The sequence below is a fragment of the Pilosibacter rotomagensis genome (assembly GCF_045062245.2).
Lineage (GTDB): Bacteria > Bacillota > Clostridia > Lachnospirales > Lachnospiraceae > Pilosibacter.
The window spans coordinates 2649454-2668836 of the sequence record NZ_CM170323.1; the positions used below are offsets into that span (position 1 = coordinate 2649454).

Genomic DNA, 19383 nt, shown 5'->3' on the forward strand with positions numbered 1-19383 from the left:
ATCAGCCTGCCTTCTTTCTTAAATAGATCGTCTCGCCTTCGTTGTAGAGCTGTCCCTGTCCGGTGTAGACGTTATAGACCGCATCCGTTGTCCGGACCGCGTAGTGGATCTCACGGCCGTTGTACTGTCGGTTCACGATATCCCCGCGGATCCCGTTTCCGTCACGGCTGATCTCGAACTCCTCCGGGCGCACCGGACAGAGTCCCTTGACAAGAAATTCCTTCGCCGCCGGTTCTGTCTCGAAGACAACGTCCTGGTTCTCCACCTTGAACATGTTTCCGAGCCACTTTCCCTTCACGAGATTGCATTTGCTGACAAACGTCGCCGCAAATTCCGTCTGCGGATTGCAGTAAACCTGCTCCGGCGTGTCAAGCTGCTCGATCTTTCCGCTCTTCATGATCAGGATCCGGTCCGCCATGGCGAGCGCCTCACTCTGATCGTGCGTCACATAGATGATCGTTGCCCCCGTGAGCTTGTGAATGTTCTGGATCTCCCGGCGCATGCTGATCTTTAACTCCGCGTCAAGAGCGCTGAGCGGCTCATCCATCAGAAGGATCGACGGCTTCGCGACAATGGCGCGCGCCAGGGAGACGCGCTGTTTCTGTCCGCCTGAGAGCTCCCCCGGATACCGCTTTTCCATCGTGGAAAGTCCCACCGCCTCGATCGCCTGGTCCACGGCTTTCCGTTTTTCGTCCTCCGTCATGGTACAGCGCTTACTGTTTAACGGAAACTCCACATGCTCCCGCACGGTCATGTGCGGCCAGAGAGCAAACGACTGGAATACCATTCCGAGATTTCTCTTCTCCACAGGAACATTTTCATTCTGGGAAGAAAAGATCTCCCCGTCCTTCAGGATGCTCCCCTCGGTCGGCGCCTCAAATCCGCCGATGATCCGGAGAAGTGTTGTCTTTCCGCATCCGGACGGCCCCAGGATCGCCAGAAATTCTCCGTCACGGATCTCCAGGGAAATATCATCTAATGCTGTGAAATTTCCGAATTTTTTAGTAATATGATCAATTTTAAGGCTCATTTTATTCTCATTTCTCCTCGTTCTTGTTTCCTTACGCTCCCTGTCCGACCGCATGGTCTCCGACTTCTTCCGCACTGCCCTCCTGTACCTTCGGGCGCTTTGCGTCCTCCTCATCCTTCTTCTTTACGAGAGCCACCAGGCTGTACACAAAGAATACGATGAACACGATCACTGCGGACATTGCCGCGGACAGACTGTAATCTCCGCCCTGCTGCAGGTTGAAGATCGTAAGACCGATCGTCTTTGTCCCGGCACTCGCGAGCATGGACGACAGCGTCAGCTCCGTCAGCGATGAGACAAAGATCAGGAAGGAACTCGAGAGGATCTGCTTCGCCATGACCGGGATCATGATCTTTCTCCAGATCGTCACTTTTCCGGCTCCGAACACTCTTCCCGCCTCCTCGAGCGCTGGTTCCACGGAGAGCATCGCCGTCGTACTTCCCTTGATCTGTAAGACCACGTATCTTGTCGCATAGGCGATCATCAGAATCTTTACGGTTCCGTAGACACCGGGAACGATGGTCCAGTGGAAGATCATGGCGAGTGCCAGGACGATTCCCGGAAGCGCATATGTCAGTGAGGCCGCGGGCTCAAACATCATGGCCGCCTTCGAGTGTTTCCGCACCTTGAGGTACGCAGTCGCCGTACCTGCGATGATACAGATGATACAGGTGACAATGGCAAGCAGGATGCTGTTGAACACTGCCTGACGGACTCCTGCATTCGTAAATACGAACTGGAAGTTCTTGAGCGACAGGTTCTCCGGGCGGAATTTCGTGCCGTAATTCTTTAAAAAAGCGCTCATGATCATGGAAATCACAGGAACCACCGTAAATCCCGCCAGGACTCCGAGGCTTCCCCACTCGAGGATCCGTCTCCACTTCGTCGGAAGCTCATAGCGGACGGAAGTATCTTCCTTCACGCTCTCCAGGTTTGAATTCTTCCGGATCAGCTTTCCCTGGATCAGGGTGCCGCCGATCGCAATGAACGAGAGGATCACGGAGAGGGATGCCGCTTTATGGAAGGAATCCGGTCCGAAGCTGATCGCTTTCTCATAAATGTAAGTGCTGAGCACCGGAATTCCGGAGGAGATCCCTAAGAATGCCGGGATGCTGAAATTGTCGATGGATGCAAGAAACGCCAGCATGCCGCCGCCCGCGATCGCCGGCATCGCCTGGACCATGGTGATCTTCCGGATCGTCTGAAAAGGCGTATAGCCGGAAGTCCGCCCTGCCCACTCCATGTCGCGCGGGATCTTTCTGAGCATTCCCACTACAAGGAGATAGACGACCGGGATGTTGCAGATCCCCATCACAAGGATGATCCCCGGAAGCGTGTAGATATCGATGACCGGAAGTCCGATATTTTTCAATGTCGTGTTCACAAACCCGCGTTTCAGGAGCAGACTGCTCCAGGACAAGGTGATGATGTAGGAAGGGATGATGTACGGGGCAAGGACGAGGAGCTCCAGGAGCTTTTTCCTCTTCACATTCGTGTAGGCGTTTAAGAATGCGAAGAAACTTCCCGCCGCCACCGCGATCGCCGTCGAAGATACCGATATGATCAGCGTGTTCCGGATCGCTTTTGCCGTCCTCTCCTCATGCAGCATGTCCACATAGTTTTGCAGACCAAAGCCTCCGTCGGTCGTCAGACTCATCCGAAGGAGGCTTAAAATCGGCATAATAAATATGAAGCATACTGCGAGGAAAAAGAGGATCCGGCCTGCAATTGTTTTAATATTACTGGATTTCATGATTTTTCCTCTTATTGTGTACAAATAGCGGTTCGTCCATGTCACTCTGATGGACCGGATGAGCAGACTTGCCGAGCCATTATTTTTCTGATTATTCAAACATCTTGGAGAATGCTTCCTTGTCGGAATCTCTTGTCTCGACCAGAGTCGGAAGATCGTAAGTCAGGTTTGTGATCTCATCTGCGCTCTTTAAGCCCTCCGGAGCCGCAACTCCTTTTCTGATCGGGGTGTAACCGATCTCGGCTGTCGCTTTCTGGCCGTCCTCGGAGAGGATAAAGTCTACGAAGGATTCAGCTGCAGCCTCGTTCTTTGTTCCGGCAACGATACCGATCGGCTCTGTGACACAGAGGGAACCTTCGGACGGGTACACGAATTCGATCGGAGCTCCGTCATTTTTGGAGCGGATCGCCATGTAGTCTACGAGAAGACCGAGACCATTCTCTCCTGCAACAACTGCCTTCTGGACAGCTCCGTTGCCCTTGTCGACCTTCACGCCGTTGTCCTTTAAGCCCTGATAGAACTCCCATCCAAGACCGTCTGTTCTCGTGATGACTCCGAGGTTATATGCAGCTGCTCCGGAATAAAGCGGGCTCGGCATGATCAGCTCGTCCTTGTACTCTGCCTTTGTGAGGTCCGCTAAAGACTCCGGAATGTTGGAGATCACATCGGTATTGACCGCGATACCGGTGCTGATGATCTTTGTTCCTGTGTAGGTGTGATCCGCGTCATAGAAGCTCGGATCGATCTCGGAGAGTTCCGGGGACTCATAGCTCATCAGGATGTCTTTCGCCTTTAAGGACTCGAACGTCGCCGCATCGGATACGAGAAGGATATCTGCGAGAACGGAACCGGCCTCTTTCTCTGCGAGGACCTTGCTGACAACTTCTTCAGTTCCGCTTCTGAAGATCTCAACCTTTACATCCGGGCAGGATTTATTGTACTCTTCCACCAGCGCCTGGATGTCTGCCTCCGGCTGGGAGGTGTAGACGGTCAGGGTTCCTGATGCGTCCTTCTTCTCTGCAGCCGTTGTCTCCGCCGCCGTTGTTTCTGCTGCCGTTGTCGCTGCCGCTGTTGTCTGTGCAGCCGTTGTCTCCGCCGGTTTACTGTTGGAACTGCAGCCTGTAAGTGCCAGGATAGCCGCTGTTGTTAAAAGTACGTTTAATTTCTTCATTTCTTTTCTCCTTCAGTGTTTGTATATATTGAATGTTTTCTGTAAGCGCTTCGTAACGATCTCCCTCCTCATAGCCCTCGATGACCATCGGAAAGCCATATGCCAGAAGTCTCGGGTAGATCTCCTCAAAATCAAAATCACCGTCCGGGATCGGCGTGTGAAGTTTTGTGCCTTTCTTGTTTGTCAGATGAACCTTTGAGACGCGTCCCATGATACGGATGTTCTCGAAAAATTCCTCCTCCGTCAGGCTGTGTGCCAGATCGATCGTGTAGGTCAGCTTTCCTCTCAAATCCCTCACGATCCCGAACATGCCGTCCGGCGTCGTCGCCATCTCCTTCGGAATGTGTTCCATGATCTCCATGGAGATATCCACGCCCCGCTCCTTCGCGTATCCGTAAAATTCCCGAATGCTTTCGTAGGCCCGGTCTCTGGCCGTCTCGTCCTCTTTTAATGTGTATCTCGGCGGATGAACCGTCACCTCGTCAGCTCCAAGCTCCACAGCCAGATCCACCGATGACTTGATCTCCTCCACGGATGCCCTCCGGACCGCATCGTTTAATGCCGCGTAGTTCAGATCCCAGCTCTTTGCGTGGACTACGGTGTTCAGGCCCAGCTCTTTTTTCAGCCTGTGGATCGTTTCCAGATCCAGCTTTTTCGTCTCCGCATGCTGCGCCCACAATTCGATCCCGTCAAAGCCATTCTCTGCCGCTGTCCTCATGAGCGTCTCTGCATCGGCGTCCCACATGAGCGTCGATGAAAAATAAAATCCTTTCATTCTGTTTCTTTCCTCCAGACAAACAGAATTATAGAAACAGGATGTAAAATTCAAAAGGATTACTTTGTAAAATTTCGGTAAGCGAAAACCAAAATCTTTTTTGCGGATGTAAAGTCCTGTCATTTTGTGTCAAGGAACGTCATGATTTCGATATAAGTTACGAATTACCTTTTTAACTCGGTCTCATCCCTGAAATGACAAGAAGACAGTGAGCTTTTTTCAAGTTAAATACATCCATGATCCATCATACGGTCAATCGGACATATGTGACTTATGTAATTTCTTTTCGTATATGCCGTACCTTGGTTCCTCTTCACATGGATTCCCTGCAGCGTCTTTGCTCCCGCCGCGGCCGGCTTATCGTCGCGGCCGGCTTATCATTTCTCCCGGATCATCGTCCGCACCCGGATCTTCTTTCCATCCGTCCGGATCATGACGGCGCCGGATTTTCCGGTCTCGAGGATCTCAGAACTGGCTTCTTTCAGTCGTTCCTTCACTTCCGGTGCCGGATGGCCGTAGCGGTTCTTTCTTCCATAGGAGAGCACTGTGATCGACGGGGACAGGGTTTCTATAAACCTTTCCCCTGAGGATGTCGCAGAACCATGGTGACCGGCTTTTAAGACCGTCACAGGAGTCAGGATCCCGGAATCCAGAAGTATTTCCTCCCCGCTTTCTTCCATATCTCCCGTGAGAAGCAGCGAAAACCGTTTAAGCGTCAGGCGAAATACCAGGGATTCCTCATTCCGGTCTGCGAATTCCCTCTCCCCGTCCGGGGACAGGCATTCCAGCTTCATTCCTTTTCCCGGAAAATCTTTCCATATATCGCCGCGTTCGGCATAAAACACAGGAATCCCCTGCTTTTTTGCCAGCTCCGCCATCGTCCCGTAGATCTCATCTGTTCCTGCTTCCGGCATCATAAGACCGCCCACCGTAATCCCCGATTCCGGGTGTTCTAAAAGATACCGGATCCCGTTGATGTGGTCCTGGTCTCCATGGGTCATGACGGCAAGATCCAGGTGCGCCACACCCTGACTCTTGAGATACGGGACCAGCGTCTTCTCCCCGACCGTCTTCTGCTGGCTGCTGCCGCAGTCCACAAGGACTGCTTTGTCGGATGAACGCAGAACGATCCCGTCGCCCTGCCCGACGTCGAGGAATGTGACGGAAAGACCTGCGGAGCGGGATGGGATAAGGAAACAGAATGCGGCGAGCCAGCAGACAGTAAGACCGAACAGGCGCTTCCTTTTATCGAACTGCATTCTGCATTTTCTCTGATGTTCCAATTGTCTGACTGATTTACAGACTCTCTTTCTGATCATGTTTTTTTCTGAATTTTCTGTTTTTTGTCCGTCCGCCATTTCTACATCTTTTTTTCCAATCTTTCCTCTGTCTTTTTCTCCTCTCTCCCAACCGTTTTCTGCCATCATTTTCCCAAATTTTTCCCAGGTTTTCTCTCCCCGCTCATAGATAACCGCTCCCAGGATCAGACATCCGTAATAAAAACCGATCTTCCACACCTCCGGCTGCCCAAAAACGAGCTCCGCCCCCGGAAGCTTTCCGGTGCTGCTGCAGACGAATTCATAAAAACGCAAAATATAATGTGCGCCTCCGAGCATGGCGCTCCCCACCGATATTGATAAAAAGGACAGACCAAGTCCAAGAAATCCCGATATGATCACATACGTCATCAGCGGGATCACGATAAGATTTAAGAACACCCCGTAGAGCGGGATTCCAAAAGAATGCCAGAGAATGACGGGTGCCGTCACCATCTGGAGTGAAAGACTTGTAAAAAAGGCGGACGCCGCCGCAGAAGACCGTTCCCCCGCAAAAATCTTTTCCCCGCGAACCGAAAACAATCGTCCCGGGTAGACTAACGATGTGACAGCGAGAAAAGAGAGCTGAAATGAGGCCTGCGTCAAAAGAAAAGGATGAGCGAGCAGGAGTCCCACAGCCGGAATGCACATCGCCGTCGGAAGATCGTAGGTCCTCCCAACAGCCGCCGCCAGAAAGGAGAGCAGCGCCATCGAGACCGCCCGTACCACAGAGGCACCGGAGCCCACCATCATCCCGTAGACGCAGAGAAAGCCGCCTGCACCCACTCCCGCAAACCAGAATCCTGCCCCGCCTTTCCGGAATATTTTCCAGATTCCGAGTCCGACGATGGAGACATGAAGTCCGCTGATCGCCAGAAGGTGGGAAATCCCGTTTTTCCGGTAAAGTTCATAGACGGCACTGTCCAGATCCTCTTTCTCCCCGAACAGGACCGCCGACAGGATCCCGGCATCCTCCGGGAGTGCAATCGTCTTTAAGCGTTCCGAAAGAGATCGGCGGATCCGGTACAGGCGATCGGCGATGATCCGTGTTTTTCCTCCGGTCACCGCATATCCGTCCGCGTAGACGATCCCGGAGATCCCCCGGGACCTGCAGTACAGACGGTAATCGAACCCGCCCGGATTTCTCGCCGGATCCGCAGCCTTTCCCTCTCCAAAGACACGGATCCTTTTTCCTGCAGAAAGTGACTCTGAATTCCATCCCACACTTTCACTTTCATTTGTTTCTGCTTCCACGATCTCAAGGTAACATAAAACTCTCCGGAATCTCCCCACCAGTCCGCCGTTTTCCTCTTCCGAGGTACAGTCCCCGAGAACAACCTCCAGCGTCCCGTCCTTCTCCTTCACCGACCGGACGGTCCCGTTTAAAACCACTCCATCCTCCTGTTCCTCCAGAAAAAATCCCTCTTCCCGCAAAAATGCCGCCTGTTCCGCCTCCATCCTGAGACTCCCCACAGCCAGTCCCGCCATAAAAAGAAGGACTGGCAGCCTGTATCTGCTCTTCCGGCGCGCAAATGCGCACACCAAAAAGAGCAGCCAGACTGCCAGTCCAAAAATGATCTGCTCTGCCGGGATCCACAGGTTCAGTGCCTCTCCAAGTACCAATCCCCCTGTCACACACAGCAAAGGTCTTTTAATCGTTTTTTCCTCCTGCGATATAATCGTAGTTTCGTTCAAACACCGTGCTCAACGGGATCTGGTCCCGGAACACATCGTCCTGGGACCCGTTGATCCGGATCTGCACACGGCTCACCGTGGAAAGTTCCGCGAGGGAATCCACGATGGAATAGATCGGAATGTATGCCGCCACATCCAGACTGTTGTTCAGGAACGCCGCATTAAAGTTGATCGAGCAGACGGAATCGTTGACGGACACATTCAAAAGCTTTACATCCGACGGGATCGTCGCGTAATGGCCGAGCTCCTGCGGTCCCTCGATCAGCTGCTCCACGATCAGACGTTCCAGAGAAGTATTGCTGTTTTGCATGACTTCCCGTTTTTCTTCCACCAGCTGATCCCCTGTCTCGTTGGCAAAATACAGCGTCAGCTCGGTCCGCTCGAAGGAGTTGACATCCCGGATACTGTCCACGAAATCTGACGCCGACAACATCCCGACCGGGTTTCCGGCTGCATCCGTGATCGGCTGCTCTGCACAGTAGATGCTCAGATACTCGATCCCCGGGATCTGGGTCAGCGTCTTTGTGAGAGCCGCCCGGCACAGGATCTCCTGCACGGAATTCATCAGCGCATAATTGGCATCCGCGTACAGGTACAGAACATTTCCTTCGATCCGATAGGTGATCTTTTCGATCCGCTCCGGCAGCGCTCTCTGACAATCGAGATCCGCCGGAACATTTCCCATCTTATCGAGCAGCTCCCGCACCAGCGCGTCTGTATCCGCCGTTTCCGTCCGGTACTCACTCCCGACAAGCTGGATCCCGGATGCGTTTAAATAGTAGATCGTATAGGCATTTCCGCTCTGCTCCACAGCTTTTTCCCCTGTACAGCCGCTCAAAGCAAACAGAAGTGCGAAGAGGAGAAAAAATGCCCGAATCTTCAACAATTTCTTCATTTTTCCCTCCTACGGAATATAGATGAGCGGGATCCGCACCATGAAGGTGCTTCCCTCTCCCTCGACGCTGTCCACCCGGATCGCGCCGTGATGCATCAGGACCACGCTTCTCGTGATCGCGAGTCCGAGGCCGGTACCTCCGGTCTCCCGGGACCGCGCCTTGTCCACGCGGTAAAAACGCTCAAAAACTCTTTCCTTAAATTCCGCAGGGATCCCGATCCCGGAATCTGCCACTTTCAGATAGAAGAACTTATGGTCAGCATCCAGCGTTACCCGGACCCAGCCATCTTCTTTGTTATACTTGACCGCATTCTCCACAAGATTGTTTATCGCCAGTGAGAACTTCACCTCATCGATATCCGCCGTGACATCGCGCTTACTCTCAAAGATCAGCTCAATGTTCCGTTTTCTGGCGATCGGGCGCAGGCGCTTTAAGACCATCTCGATCAGTCCGTTGATCTGGACCTGCGTGCAGGAAAGCTCCGAGGATGCCTTGTCCATCCGCACAAGAGTCAGAAGATCATCGATGATCTTGCTCTCCCGGTCGATTTCGTCCGAAATATCATGCATAAATTCCTGGTAAAGCTCCTTCGGCGCGTCCTCCATTCCCATCAGGGAATCCGCCAGGACACGGATCGACGTGATCGGAGTCTTGAGCTCATGGGAGACATTGGAAACAAATTCCTGCCTCGACTGATCCACAGCCTTTAGCTTCTCCAGCGTCTTATTGATCGTCCCGGAGATCTGCTTCGTCTCCCGGTATGCTTCCTCGTTGACATCCTCATCCAGATTTCCGTCACCCGCGCGCCGGATCGACGCGATCAGCGTTCCGAACGGCTTCATGATCAGGTGAACTGACAGGATTGTCACGATCAGTACGATGACGAAGATCATCATCTCGTACAGGGATGCCTTATCTTTCAGGCTCTCCTCCAGGCTGTACATGCTCTCCGTGGACGCGGTAACGATCATCACTCCGGCTGTCTTTCCCGTCGTGATCGTTCCCGTCTCCTGCTCAAATTCCGGGATCGGGATCGCCAGGACGAAGTAATGTTTCAGACTGTCGTACCGGCTCGTGTTCTCTCCCTGGAAACACCGGATCACCTCGTCCGAGATCAGCGTCTTTCCGTCAGAGATCGCGAACGTATCCTCAACGATCTTAAAGCCGGAATTTACGATCAGGATCCGCCCGCTGAAGATATCCGACAGGAGCGATAATTCTGTGTCGATGGCCGCATTATCCAGCGCGGAGTTTGTGAGATATCCGCTTCTCGACATCTTATTGCTCAGGATCTGACACTGGTTCTGGACATCGATGATTCTGCGCTCCACCTGCTCCTGCCGCGAGGAGCGGGCGAGAATCCGGCTCTCCACGAGGAGCGGGATCATACAGAATAAAACAGTCAGGATGATCAGAGGAAGTTTGACGCTCGGCGTATGTTTCCGGTAGATCTCCCGGATCCGTTCCCTAATTTTTCTCATGTTCCTCTTCCATCTTTCTTGTTGCCGTCAGCGCAAGGCTGCCCGGTCCGATATGGCAGGCAATGCTCAGGGAAAGCGGTGCCAGATAGATATCTGCGTCCGGGAATCGCTCTTCCACTTCCTTCTTAAACTCCAGAGCCGCCTCCTCGTTGTCCGAATGGGCGATCGCAAGGTGGCAGTCTTTGCACTCACTGTCATGAAGTCTCTCATCCAGCTCTTTCTGGATCGCATTCATCATCAGTGTCTTCGCCTGCTTCATCGTGCGGGCCTTTGCAAAGGAATCCAGCTTTTCTCCCAGGATAATCAGGACCGGCTTGATCCTTAAAAGTGTGCCGAGAGCCGCGGCCGCCGGTGTGATGCGTCCGCCTTTTTTCAGGTATTTCAGGGTGTCCACCGTGACAAAGATCACGGAATCAGCCACTGTCTCCTCCAGGCGCTTTTTGATCTGCGCGCCGTCCATTCCCATATCTGCCAGCATCATCGCGTCCTTCACGGACTGATACTGGGTCACGGAGATCCGGTGATTATCAACGACAAATACATTTCCCTCGTACTCGTCCTCTCCCGCCAGCATCATTGCAGTCGCGCAGGATCCGGAAAGTCCGGCGGACATCGGGATGTGGACGATCTGATCATACTCTTTTAACAGTTCATCCCACAGTTTCATGATGGAGTCCGGTGTCGGCTGTGAGGTCGAGATATCGGAATTGTCCTTCAGCCTCTGATAAAACTGCTCCTGGGTCAGTGTAATATCCTCATAATACGTTTCTCCATCTATCATAAACGGCATCGGCAGGACCGTGATCCCCATCTCTTTTGCCTGTGCCTGGGTGATCCCGCTGTTGCTGTCTGTAACAACTGCGATCTTCATACAAAATTTCCCCTTTCTGTTTCTCTTCGCCCGTTACTATATCATACGGATTTTTCCATTCAGAAAATTCCTACCTTTGAAAAGTAACCCTGTCCCGCTGCGTTTTTTCTTTTCTTCCACGCAGACAGACCTTCTTCTTATTTTAACCGATTTCCTATATAAATGGAAGTCCAAAACTACCCAAACTGTGGACGAATATTCAAAAATATGATATGCTGAGCAGTAAGCGAGTGCCAAACATGCTTGCATGTTTGGCACGAGCGGCGAAGCCGATTACGGCAGCTGCGCAGCAGCGCTTAGCACGAAGTGCGAGCCGTAATATGTTTGAGCAGTAAGTGAGTGAAAAACATGCTTGCATGTTTGGCACTTTATTTTAAATTCTGGAGGGAAAGGTTATGCCTTATTGTCCGAAATGTGATATGGAATTTGTTGAGGGGATCAAGGTCTGCAGCGACTGCGGCGGTCCTCTCGTGGAATCAAAAGAAGTCGCTGACGCGATGAAACAGAAAGAAAAAGAAGAACAGCTTGCCGTCATGGCGCAGGAGATGGACCCGTTCTCCGGTGAGATGGCCAAAACAGAAGACGCGGATCCCGACGAAATCTCTTCCGCCAAAAAGAAGCCGGCTGACGAGATCGTCCATGCCTACGTCGATAAAGGGCAGCGCTACGAGGACATGAGCTCCTCCGCATCCGCATTTTTCCTGGTCGGCGGGGTTCTCGCCGTGGGAGCAGCGCTCTGCCTTCTCGGCGTCTTCCATCTCCCGATGGAGGGATTCCAGAAATACATCTTTGAGGGGGCACTTGTCATTCTCGCCGTCGCCAGCCTTGTCGTCGCCGTCTCCTCAAGGAAACGCGCCGCCGAGTTAAAAGTGGAAGCCGACGACGAAAAACGGGAGACTCAGGAGATCATCGACTGGTTCTTAAAGAATTATTCCGCAAAAGAACTCGATGAGCAGCTCTTGATGGAAGATCCGGATCTTTCCGGTGAAGAGCTGAGTCTCAAGCGCTTCGAGCTGATCCAGGATTTCCTGATCACCGGCCGCGATATTCCGGACCAGGCCTACGCAGATTCGCTGTGTGAGATGCTGTACGCGAAGCTGTATGATGAGTAATTTTCCATTAGACAAAAAGGACTGTCTGGCTGATAATTTTTCAGTCAGACAGTTCTTTTATTTGATACTTTTCATGGTAGGAATTTTCTGAACTGAAAATTCTGTATGATACAGTTCTGGCCGCGGATTTCCTACCTGTCTTTTTCACCATTTCGGATATGACTCGTCACACGCTCTGCTCTACTCAAATTTCACGATTTCCTTCTTTAACCTCATCATGATCTTCTTCTCGAGCCGCGAAATATAGGACTGCGAGATTCCCATGAGATCCGCCACCTCCTTCTGGGTCATCTCCGCCCCGTCCTGGCGCTTTAGGCCGTAGCGCAGCTCCACGATCTTCCGCTCTCTCGGACTCAGCCGGCTCACCGCATTTTTCAGGAGATCCTTTTCCACCTCGTCCTCCATGTCCTTGTAGATCACATCCTCATCGGTGCCAAGGATATCCGATAAGAGCAGCTCATTTCCATCCCAGTCCACGTTTAACGGCTCATCGATGGAGACCTCCAGCTTCATCTTGCTGGTTCTCCTGAGATACATGAGGATCTCATTCTCGATGCATCTGGACGCGTAAGTCGCCAGCTTGATATTCTTCGTCGGATTGAACGTATTGATCGCCTTGATGAGACCGATCGTCCCGATAGAGATCAGGTCTTCGACCCCGACGCTCGTGTTGTCAAATTTCTTTGCTATGTAAACGACCAGACGGAGATTGTGTTCGATCAGCTCTGATTTTGCCTCTTTTTCCTCCTCCGTTCCAAACTTATTTAACGCCTCCGTCTCCTCCTTCAAGGACAGCGGTGCCGGGAGGATATCCGCGCCTCCGATATAATGGATTTCCCCGCGCTCCGGCCGGATCATTGTCCGGAATCCCATCACTTTTTTTAACCGAAACCGGTTTGGCATAGAAATTCTCATGATCATACTCATTTTCTCCCTTTCATAACTTATCAGTGAAAAGACTTTCCGGCAGGATCATCGTAAAATCTTTTCTGAAAAACAGCGGTTCCTTCGAGACAGCCACGACCGGTCTGTCAATCCGGACACTCCTGTTTTCTCCGTCCATGATCTCCATCCGGTCGAACAGGATCCCCGGAAGCATTCCGCTTTTTGTCCCTACCGCCCGGTACGGGATCATCAGGACGCCTGCCGGCTCGCTCCCAAACTCTTTCGCATCTGCCGCTGCGATAATGCTGACCGGCTTTCCCGTCACAGGTTCCACGAGACGATTCCCGGAATCCTCCATCGCGGTAAACTCCTTTGATCGTCCGTTCAGAAAAAGTCGGACCTGATACCTCATTTTTCCGATCACCGGCCGCTTCACGAGCGCCTCCGCAAAGAAGCGGACTCCCGCACAGAAAAATCCCATAAACAGAAGACTTTTCCACCCGGTGAGAAAGCAGCGCTCCCGCAAGACCGCAAGACCGCTCTGCAGGATCCCCGCTGACAAGACCAGCAGCCCAAGCTCCTTTCCCCTTTGAAAGAACGCTTTTTTCCATCCGGACACTCTTTTTGGGGGAAGCGCAGCCGTTATAATCAAAAAACCGTTTATCAGAACTTTTCCGCTTTCCCAGAAAATCCAGACCGCCAGGCTTCTTCCCGTAATCCGTGCTGCGATTCCTGACAGCTCAAGGCAGGAAACTGCGGTCCCGCAAAGTCCGCCTGCAATTCCCGCCGCCAAAAGCCGGAAAACAGAAATCTTCTTTCTCCCGAGCACCGCCGCCAGCCACAGGATCAAGACATCCCGGTACGCCTCTTCCAGAAAAAAGAGATCGGCGTACCATTCATATTCCACCGGGATTCCCCCTTTCCGCATTCCGGACCGTCAAAGACCGCCCATACTGCGTCAGACAGGATTTTCAGTTCCGATCATCCGTCCCCGAAATCCTGATATCGTTTTCCAACAGTATACCTGTCTTCCTATCCGGAATTTGTCAAAGCGGGGACGCGAACCCTGGAAACTCATCGGGTTCTTCCAACAGGTTCTTCCCTGTTTTTTCGTAAAAATTGGAAATTTTCGCTGATATTTGCAGGATCTGTGAAAACAGAAGAAAAAAAAATGCGGATCCAGACATTTTCCTGTCGGGATCCGCGATGAATTTTTATAGAAGTGATGTATAAAATCTCAGCCATGCTGTGCCTTTTAGTTTCACAGGAAGTTCCATCGGAATTTTCTATGAAACCAAAAAGACCCGGGAAGATTTCTCTCCCTGGGTCCTCATATGTTCATCCTTACTGTTTTTAAGCAGCTTGTCCATTCTCAGGATCTTATCTGCGGTTCTTTAAGAAATCCGGGATGTTGATCTGAGTCTCGCCGCGCTGTGCCGGACGGTAAACCGGTGCGTTTCCGGTCGGAATATTGTACTTCGGAGCAGACTCTGTTGTAGCTGCTGCCTCAGACGGAACTTTTACGGTCGGAGCAGTTCTCTGGATCGGAGCCTGCTGAGCCGGAACTTTTGTCTTATAGTTTGTAAAGTCCTTCATTGCGCGCTCAACCGGTGTGTTTGCGCCGTGAGCGTCAAGACCTGTCGCGATAACAGTGATCGTTACCTCGTCCTCTGCGTTCTCATCGTACATTGCACCAAAGATGATGTTTGCATCATCACCTGCGAGCTCCTGAACATAACCGGCAGCCTCGTTTGCCTCGATCAGGCTGATATCACCGGAAATGTTGATGATCACGTGGGAAGCGCCCTCGATCGTTGTCTCAAGAAGCGGGCTGGATACAGCCTGTTTTACAGCCTCGAGTGCCTTCTCGTCGCCCTTCGCCTTGCCGATACCGATATGTGCGATGCCCTTGTCTGTCATTACAGTCTGAACATCTGCGAAGTCAAGATTGATAAGACCCGGAACGTTGATCAGATCTGTGATTCCCTGTACAGCCTGAAGAAGGACCTCATCGGCTTTCTTTAATGCATCCGGCATGGTTGTCCGTCTGTCAACGATCTCAAGGAGACGGTCGTTCGGGATTACGATCAGAGTGTCAACTGCGTTCTTTAAGTTCTCGATTCCCTTTAACGCGTTGTTCATTCTCTGTCTTGCTTCAAAACGGAACGGCTTTGTTACAACGCCGACTGTCAGAATTCCCATATCTTTCGCGATCTGAGCGATCACCGGAGCTGCACCGGTACCGGTTCCGCCGCCCATACCACAGGTAACGAATACCATATCGGCTCCCTTTAATGCCTGGGAGATCTCCTCCTGGCTCTCCTCGGCTGCCTTCTCACCGATCTCCGGTTTTGCACCGGCGCCAAGTCCTTTTGTGAGCTTCTCACCGATCTGCATAGCAGTCGGAGCTTTACAGAACTGAAGCGCCTGTTTATCTGTGTTGATACCGATAAACTCAACGCCCATAATATTTTCTTCTACCATGCGGTTTACCGCGTTATTTCCGGCGCCGCCGACACCGATCACAAGAATTCTTGCGGCATTCTCTGCCTCGTTTATCTTAATCTCTAACAAGAATGTCTCCTCCTTTAATATCTATCAATCTATTATATTTTCATTAGCATGGCATAAAAATCCCAAGTTAATCTAACATATATCATATTTGATTTTTTGAAAAATATCAACCTTTAATTTATGGTTTTTTGATGGTTTTTTTTAGTTTTTCTTCACGAAACGGTATGTCGGGCTGGAATTCGTCTCATCGTAAGTATCCAGATACAAAGTACCGGAGAGACCGGAAAGTTCCGGCATGATATCATGAAGTTCCGCGATCTTTCCGTCGAGGCTGTCAGAGTTCCCGAGTTCCACCGTAATATCTCCCATCACAAGCTCCGCCTCTTTGTAGCTGCTGTAATTGATCCTGTCCACCTGGATGCCGCTGACGTTCAGTACCTGCGTCAGATTTAAGATCTCTCCGAAGATATCCTGATCCGCCACAGGAAGCGGCTGGTGCAGGACGATATGTCCGAACTCCAGCCCGGTGATCACCGGAACTCCCGGAAGCTGTTCAGAAGAACTCTCAACGATGATCCCGTCCTTATCAAAGTACATATAGCTGCTCATATAGGAAACGCAGCCCACAACGCTCTTCTCGAAAACAACGACCTCCACCTTCGTGGGACTCTTGAAATTGATCTTGTATTCCTCGATGAACGGAATGGACTTATGTTCCTTAAACCGGTTCTGATAGTAGCAGAACGCAGAATTTCTCGACCATTTCCCGTCAAACAAAAGCGACTCGATCTGTTCCTTTGTATATTGTTTGTTGCCGCTCACTTCCACATCCTTGATGCGGACCGAAAAGATGAGGACGAGAAGAATGATGAGGATTCCCAGAATCACCCCGAGAATGATCCCCTTCTTTCTTCCGCCTCTCCTATGATACATTCCAAAACCGCTGCTGCTCCTTCTCCCGAAATGGATCCCGAAGCCGCGCCTTCCAAAACCAAGTCCTCTTCTTCTAAATAACATTCCTCTCACCCGTTATCTGCCTGATCGCAACCTGCTGTACCGGGAAGTATTTCCGGTACACAACCGCCGCATGATCTCTTTTTCTTAAAGAATATTCTCTTCAATGTCCGCTCCCAGTATTCTGAGATCTCTTCCGATATCTTCATATCCGCGCTTTAAGTGTCCCCGGTCCGAGACCACGCTGAGTCCGTCTGCCGACAGAGCTGCGACGAGAAGCGCTGCTCCGCCGCGAAGATCCGGTGTCTCGACAACTCCGGGAAGAAGCGGATATCTTCCTTTTATTATAGCTGTATCTCCGTGAACCGATACATCGGCTCCAAAAGACGCAAGACGCACCGCCGCCTCGAATCTCGCCTCGTATACGGTCTCCCGGATCTGGCTCTCCCCGGTTCCCGACGCCTCCGCCGCGAGAAAGACCGACTGCAGATCCGTCGGAAATCCCGGATACGGTCCGGTATCGATCGTGATCCCGGCCGGGCGCCGTTCCATCACCATGCGGATCCTCGCCTTCGGACCGGCTGCCCCGAAGATCCGGAGTCCGGCCCCCATTTTCCGGAGTGCCTTTAACGGTTCCACCAGGACGACCGGCTCCACTCCGGTGATCTCGATCTCGCCGCCGGATGCCGCTGCCGCCGCCAGGTATGTCCCGGCGCAGATCCTGTCTCCCGCTGTCACATGGTTTGTCGGAAAGAGCTTTTCCACTCCAGTCACCGTGATGGTCCCGGTCCGCTCCCCGCTGATCTTCGCTCCCATGGACCGCAAAAATCCGCAGAGTTCCGCGATCTCCGGCTCCCGCGCACAGTTGAGGAGTTTCGTCGTACCGGACGCCAACACAGCAGCCATCACCGCATTCTCCGTCGCCCCGACACTCGGATATGGAAAACGGAATGTTGTTCCGCAAAACGTTTCCGCCTTTGCAATCAGCATTCCGCCATCATCAAGTATCTCTGCTCCCATTGCCCGGAGCACATCCAGATGAAAATCGATCGGACGTTTTCCGATCACGCAGCCGCCCGGATACCAGGTCGTCACCTCCCCGCCTCTGGAAAGCAGCGGTCCTAAGAGCAGACTGGAAGACCTCATCTTCCCCACTGTCTCCTTCGGGATCACTGTCCCCGAAAGCCCTGAGGCATCGATCATAAGAACATCATCCTCAAAGATCACCCGGCATCCCAGGTCTCTGATGATCTCCGCCATGAGGAACACGTCCGAGATTCTCGGAACATTCCGGATCTCGGTGCATCCTTCCGTGAGGAGACTCGCCGCCATCATCGGCAGTACTGCATTTTTTGAACCCTGGATCTTTATTTTTCCACGCAGAGGCCTGAGCCCCTGAACTTTATATACCTGCAAACCGATTCCCCCGCATATGCCGCTATAAAACAGTATATGCGGAAAAATATTTTTTGTTCCTGTTCTGCGCCTTACATTTTCAGGACGCTTACGCCTGTTCCAGCCGGATCCGGTTGGACACGCTCAGGACCATTCCCATTTCCACCATCAAAAACAGGACCGACGTACCTCCGTAACTGATAAACGGAAGTGTGATACCTGTGTTCGGGATCACGTTGGTAACAACGGCGATGTTTAAGACAACCTGGATCGCGATATGCGCCAGGACGCCTGTCACCAGCATCGCACCGAACAGATCCGGCGCGTTTCCCGCAATGACAAGGAAACGGTACAGCATGAAGAGGAACATGAAGATCACGGCGATCGCGCCGAAAAGTCCCAGCTCCTCACAGATCACCGCAAAGATCATATCATTCTGCGGCTCCGGAAGGAAACTTAATTTCTGGATACTCTGTCCGAGCCCCTTTCCGAGAAGTCCGCCGGAACCGATCGCATAAAGTCCCTGTAAGACCTGATATCCGCCGGACTTCGGGTATGCCTCCGGATTTTTCCATACCAGGATTCTGCTCAGCTGGTAGGAGTGAAGGATTCCCGCTTTCTCCATGGCGATGGCCACAGGGGGGGCGAATACGATCACGACGATCAGCACCACCACGACCAATATAAACGGCCATTTTCTCTTGCATGCGACAAACATCATCACAAAAGCGATCCCGCAGATGATGATACCGGAACTCAGGTTGTTCAGCATGACAAAGAGTGCCAGCGGTCCGAGCAGCACCGCAAGCATTCCCCACACGCGCCATTCATTGATCCGTTTTCCAAGTCTCGTGATGACGACCGCAAGAAACAGGATCATCACGATCTTTACGAGCTCTGCAGGCTGGAAACGCAGAGATCTTGTTCCCAGCCATCTTTTTTTACCGTTTACTGCGATTCCCAGCGGAGTAAAGGTTACGAGGAATTCGCAGATGTAGGATACGACCACTGCCGGAACGGCAAACTTCGCAAAAAAGTGGTAGTCGATCTTTGAGATGATGAGCATCATGATGAATCCCACAACGGCGATTCCTCCCTGACGTATCATATAGTAGGTGGACGGCTGCCCGCTCACCTGCGCATTGTACGCACTGGAGCTGTAGATCATGATCAGTCCGAATGCCGTCAGGAAGATGATGACCACAAGAAGGTCATAATCATAGAAGCGGCGGGCTTTCTTTTTCCGTCTTTCCTCTTCCTGTTCGGGCTCTCCCCGCATCTGCATCTGCTGTCTGCGGAGCATCTCCTGCCTCTCCTGCATTTCCTGGCGCTGCTGCATCAGAAGCTGTTCCCGGCGCTGTCCTTCCTGCTGGCGTTTCGCCCGTTCTCTTTCGATCTGCTGGCGCTCCACCTGCTTTCCGGACATCTGCTGGCGCTGCATTTGCTGACGTTTTGCCTGCTGGCGCTGTACCGCCTGTCTCTGTGCCTGTGCCCTGCCGCCGGCTTTTCGAACCTTTTTTCGAGCCACGCTAAGC

General features: G+C 52.1%; 15 protein-coding genes. 1 reads left to right on the forward strand and 14 read right to left on the reverse strand.

The annotated features are described in order from the left end of the window. Position 1: 1 nt before the first annotated feature. The 8 genes from ACI3EW_RS11890 to ACI3EW_RS11925 form a co-directional block, all read right to left on the reverse strand. Complete coding sequence (locus tag ACI3EW_RS11890) at positions 2-1030, reverse strand: ABC transporter ATP-binding protein (RefSeq protein ID WP_215703332.1); 1029 nt, start codon at positions 1028-1030, stop codon at positions 2-4. A gap of 31 nt (positions 1031-1061) precedes the next feature. Further along, entirely contained in the window at positions 1062-2783 is a 1722-nt protein-coding gene (locus tag ACI3EW_RS11895) for an ABC transporter permease (protein WP_405578406.1), read from the reverse strand. A 91-nt stretch (positions 2784-2874) separates the two neighbouring features. Beyond that, positions 2875-3954, reverse strand: coding sequence for an ABC transporter substrate-binding protein (locus tag ACI3EW_RS11900; protein WP_405578409.1), 1080 nt, complete (start codon positions 3952-3954; stop codon positions 2875-2877). Continuing rightward, positions 3884-4729 carry a sugar phosphate isomerase/epimerase family protein gene (locus ACI3EW_RS11905; RefSeq protein WP_405578412.1) on the reverse strand — a complete coding sequence of 282 codons (846 nt, stop codon included), beginning with the start codon at positions 4727-4729 and terminating at the stop codon, positions 3884-3886. Before ACI3EW_RS11905 ends, ACI3EW_RS11900 begins: the two co-directional genes overlap by 71 nt. Before the next feature lie 377 nt (positions 4730-5106). Next, the gene (locus ACI3EW_RS11910; protein WP_405578415.1) at positions 5107-7668 is read right to left on the reverse strand and encodes a ComEC/Rec2 family competence protein; all 2562 of its coding nucleotides are present in this window, start codon (positions 7666-7668) and stop codon (positions 5107-5109) included. A 28-nt stretch (positions 7669-7696) separates the two neighbouring features. Continuing rightward, positions 7697-8635, reverse strand: coding sequence for a GerMN domain-containing protein (locus ACI3EW_RS11915; protein ID WP_405578418.1), 939 nt, complete (start codon positions 8633-8635; stop codon positions 7697-7699). A 9-nt stretch (positions 8636-8644) separates the two neighbouring features. Continuing rightward, entirely contained in the window at positions 8645-10117 is a 1473-nt protein-coding gene (locus tag ACI3EW_RS11920; protein ID WP_182426776.1) for a sensor histidine kinase, read from the reverse strand. Continuing rightward, complete coding sequence (locus ACI3EW_RS11925) at positions 10104-10988, reverse strand: DegV family protein (RefSeq protein ID WP_405578421.1); 885 nt, start codon at positions 10986-10988, stop codon at positions 10104-10106. The genes ACI3EW_RS11920 and ACI3EW_RS11925 overlap by 14 nt, the downstream gene beginning before the upstream one ends. Before the next feature lie 395 nt (positions 10989-11383). Between ACI3EW_RS11925 and ACI3EW_RS11930 the strand changes: the two genes are divergently transcribed. Next, entirely contained in the window at positions 11384-12100 is a 717-nt protein-coding gene (locus tag ACI3EW_RS11930) for a hypothetical protein (RefSeq protein ID WP_405578424.1), read from the forward strand. Between the two features lie 180 nt (positions 12101-12280). Here ACI3EW_RS11930 and sigE read toward each other — a convergent pair whose 3' ends face one another. From sigE to ACI3EW_RS11960, 6 genes are all read right to left on the reverse strand, one after another. Continuing rightward, on the reverse strand, positions 12281-13021 hold the full coding sequence (gene sigE, locus ACI3EW_RS11935; RefSeq protein WP_118299014.1) for an RNA polymerase sporulation sigma factor SigE: 741 nt from the start codon (positions 13019-13021) through the stop codon (positions 12281-12283). A gap of 16 nt (positions 13022-13037) precedes the next feature. Next, complete coding sequence (locus ACI3EW_RS11940; RefSeq protein WP_329751677.1) at positions 13038-13892, reverse strand: sigma-E processing peptidase SpoIIGA; 855 nt, start codon at positions 13890-13892, stop codon at positions 13038-13040. A gap of 473 nt (positions 13893-14365) precedes the next feature. Beyond that, entirely contained in the window at positions 14366-15559 is a 1194-nt protein-coding gene (gene ftsZ / locus ACI3EW_RS11945; RefSeq protein ID WP_118515276.1) for a cell division protein FtsZ, read from the reverse strand. A gap of 141 nt (positions 15560-15700) precedes the next feature. Then, positions 15701-16516, reverse strand: coding sequence for a cell division protein FtsQ/DivIB (locus ACI3EW_RS11950; protein ID WP_346011271.1), 816 nt, complete (start codon positions 16514-16516; stop codon positions 15701-15703). An 84-nt stretch (positions 16517-16600) separates the two neighbouring features. After that, entirely contained in the window at positions 16601-17869 is a 1269-nt protein-coding gene (gene murA / locus ACI3EW_RS11955) for a UDP-N-acetylglucosamine 1-carboxyvinyltransferase (protein ID WP_215703327.1), read from the reverse strand. Between the two features lie 88 nt (positions 17870-17957). Next, complete coding sequence (locus ACI3EW_RS11960; protein WP_346011270.1) at positions 17958-19376, reverse strand: FtsW/RodA/SpoVE family cell cycle protein; 1419 nt, start codon at positions 19374-19376, stop codon at positions 17958-17960. Positions 19377-19383 lie beyond the last annotated feature (7 nt).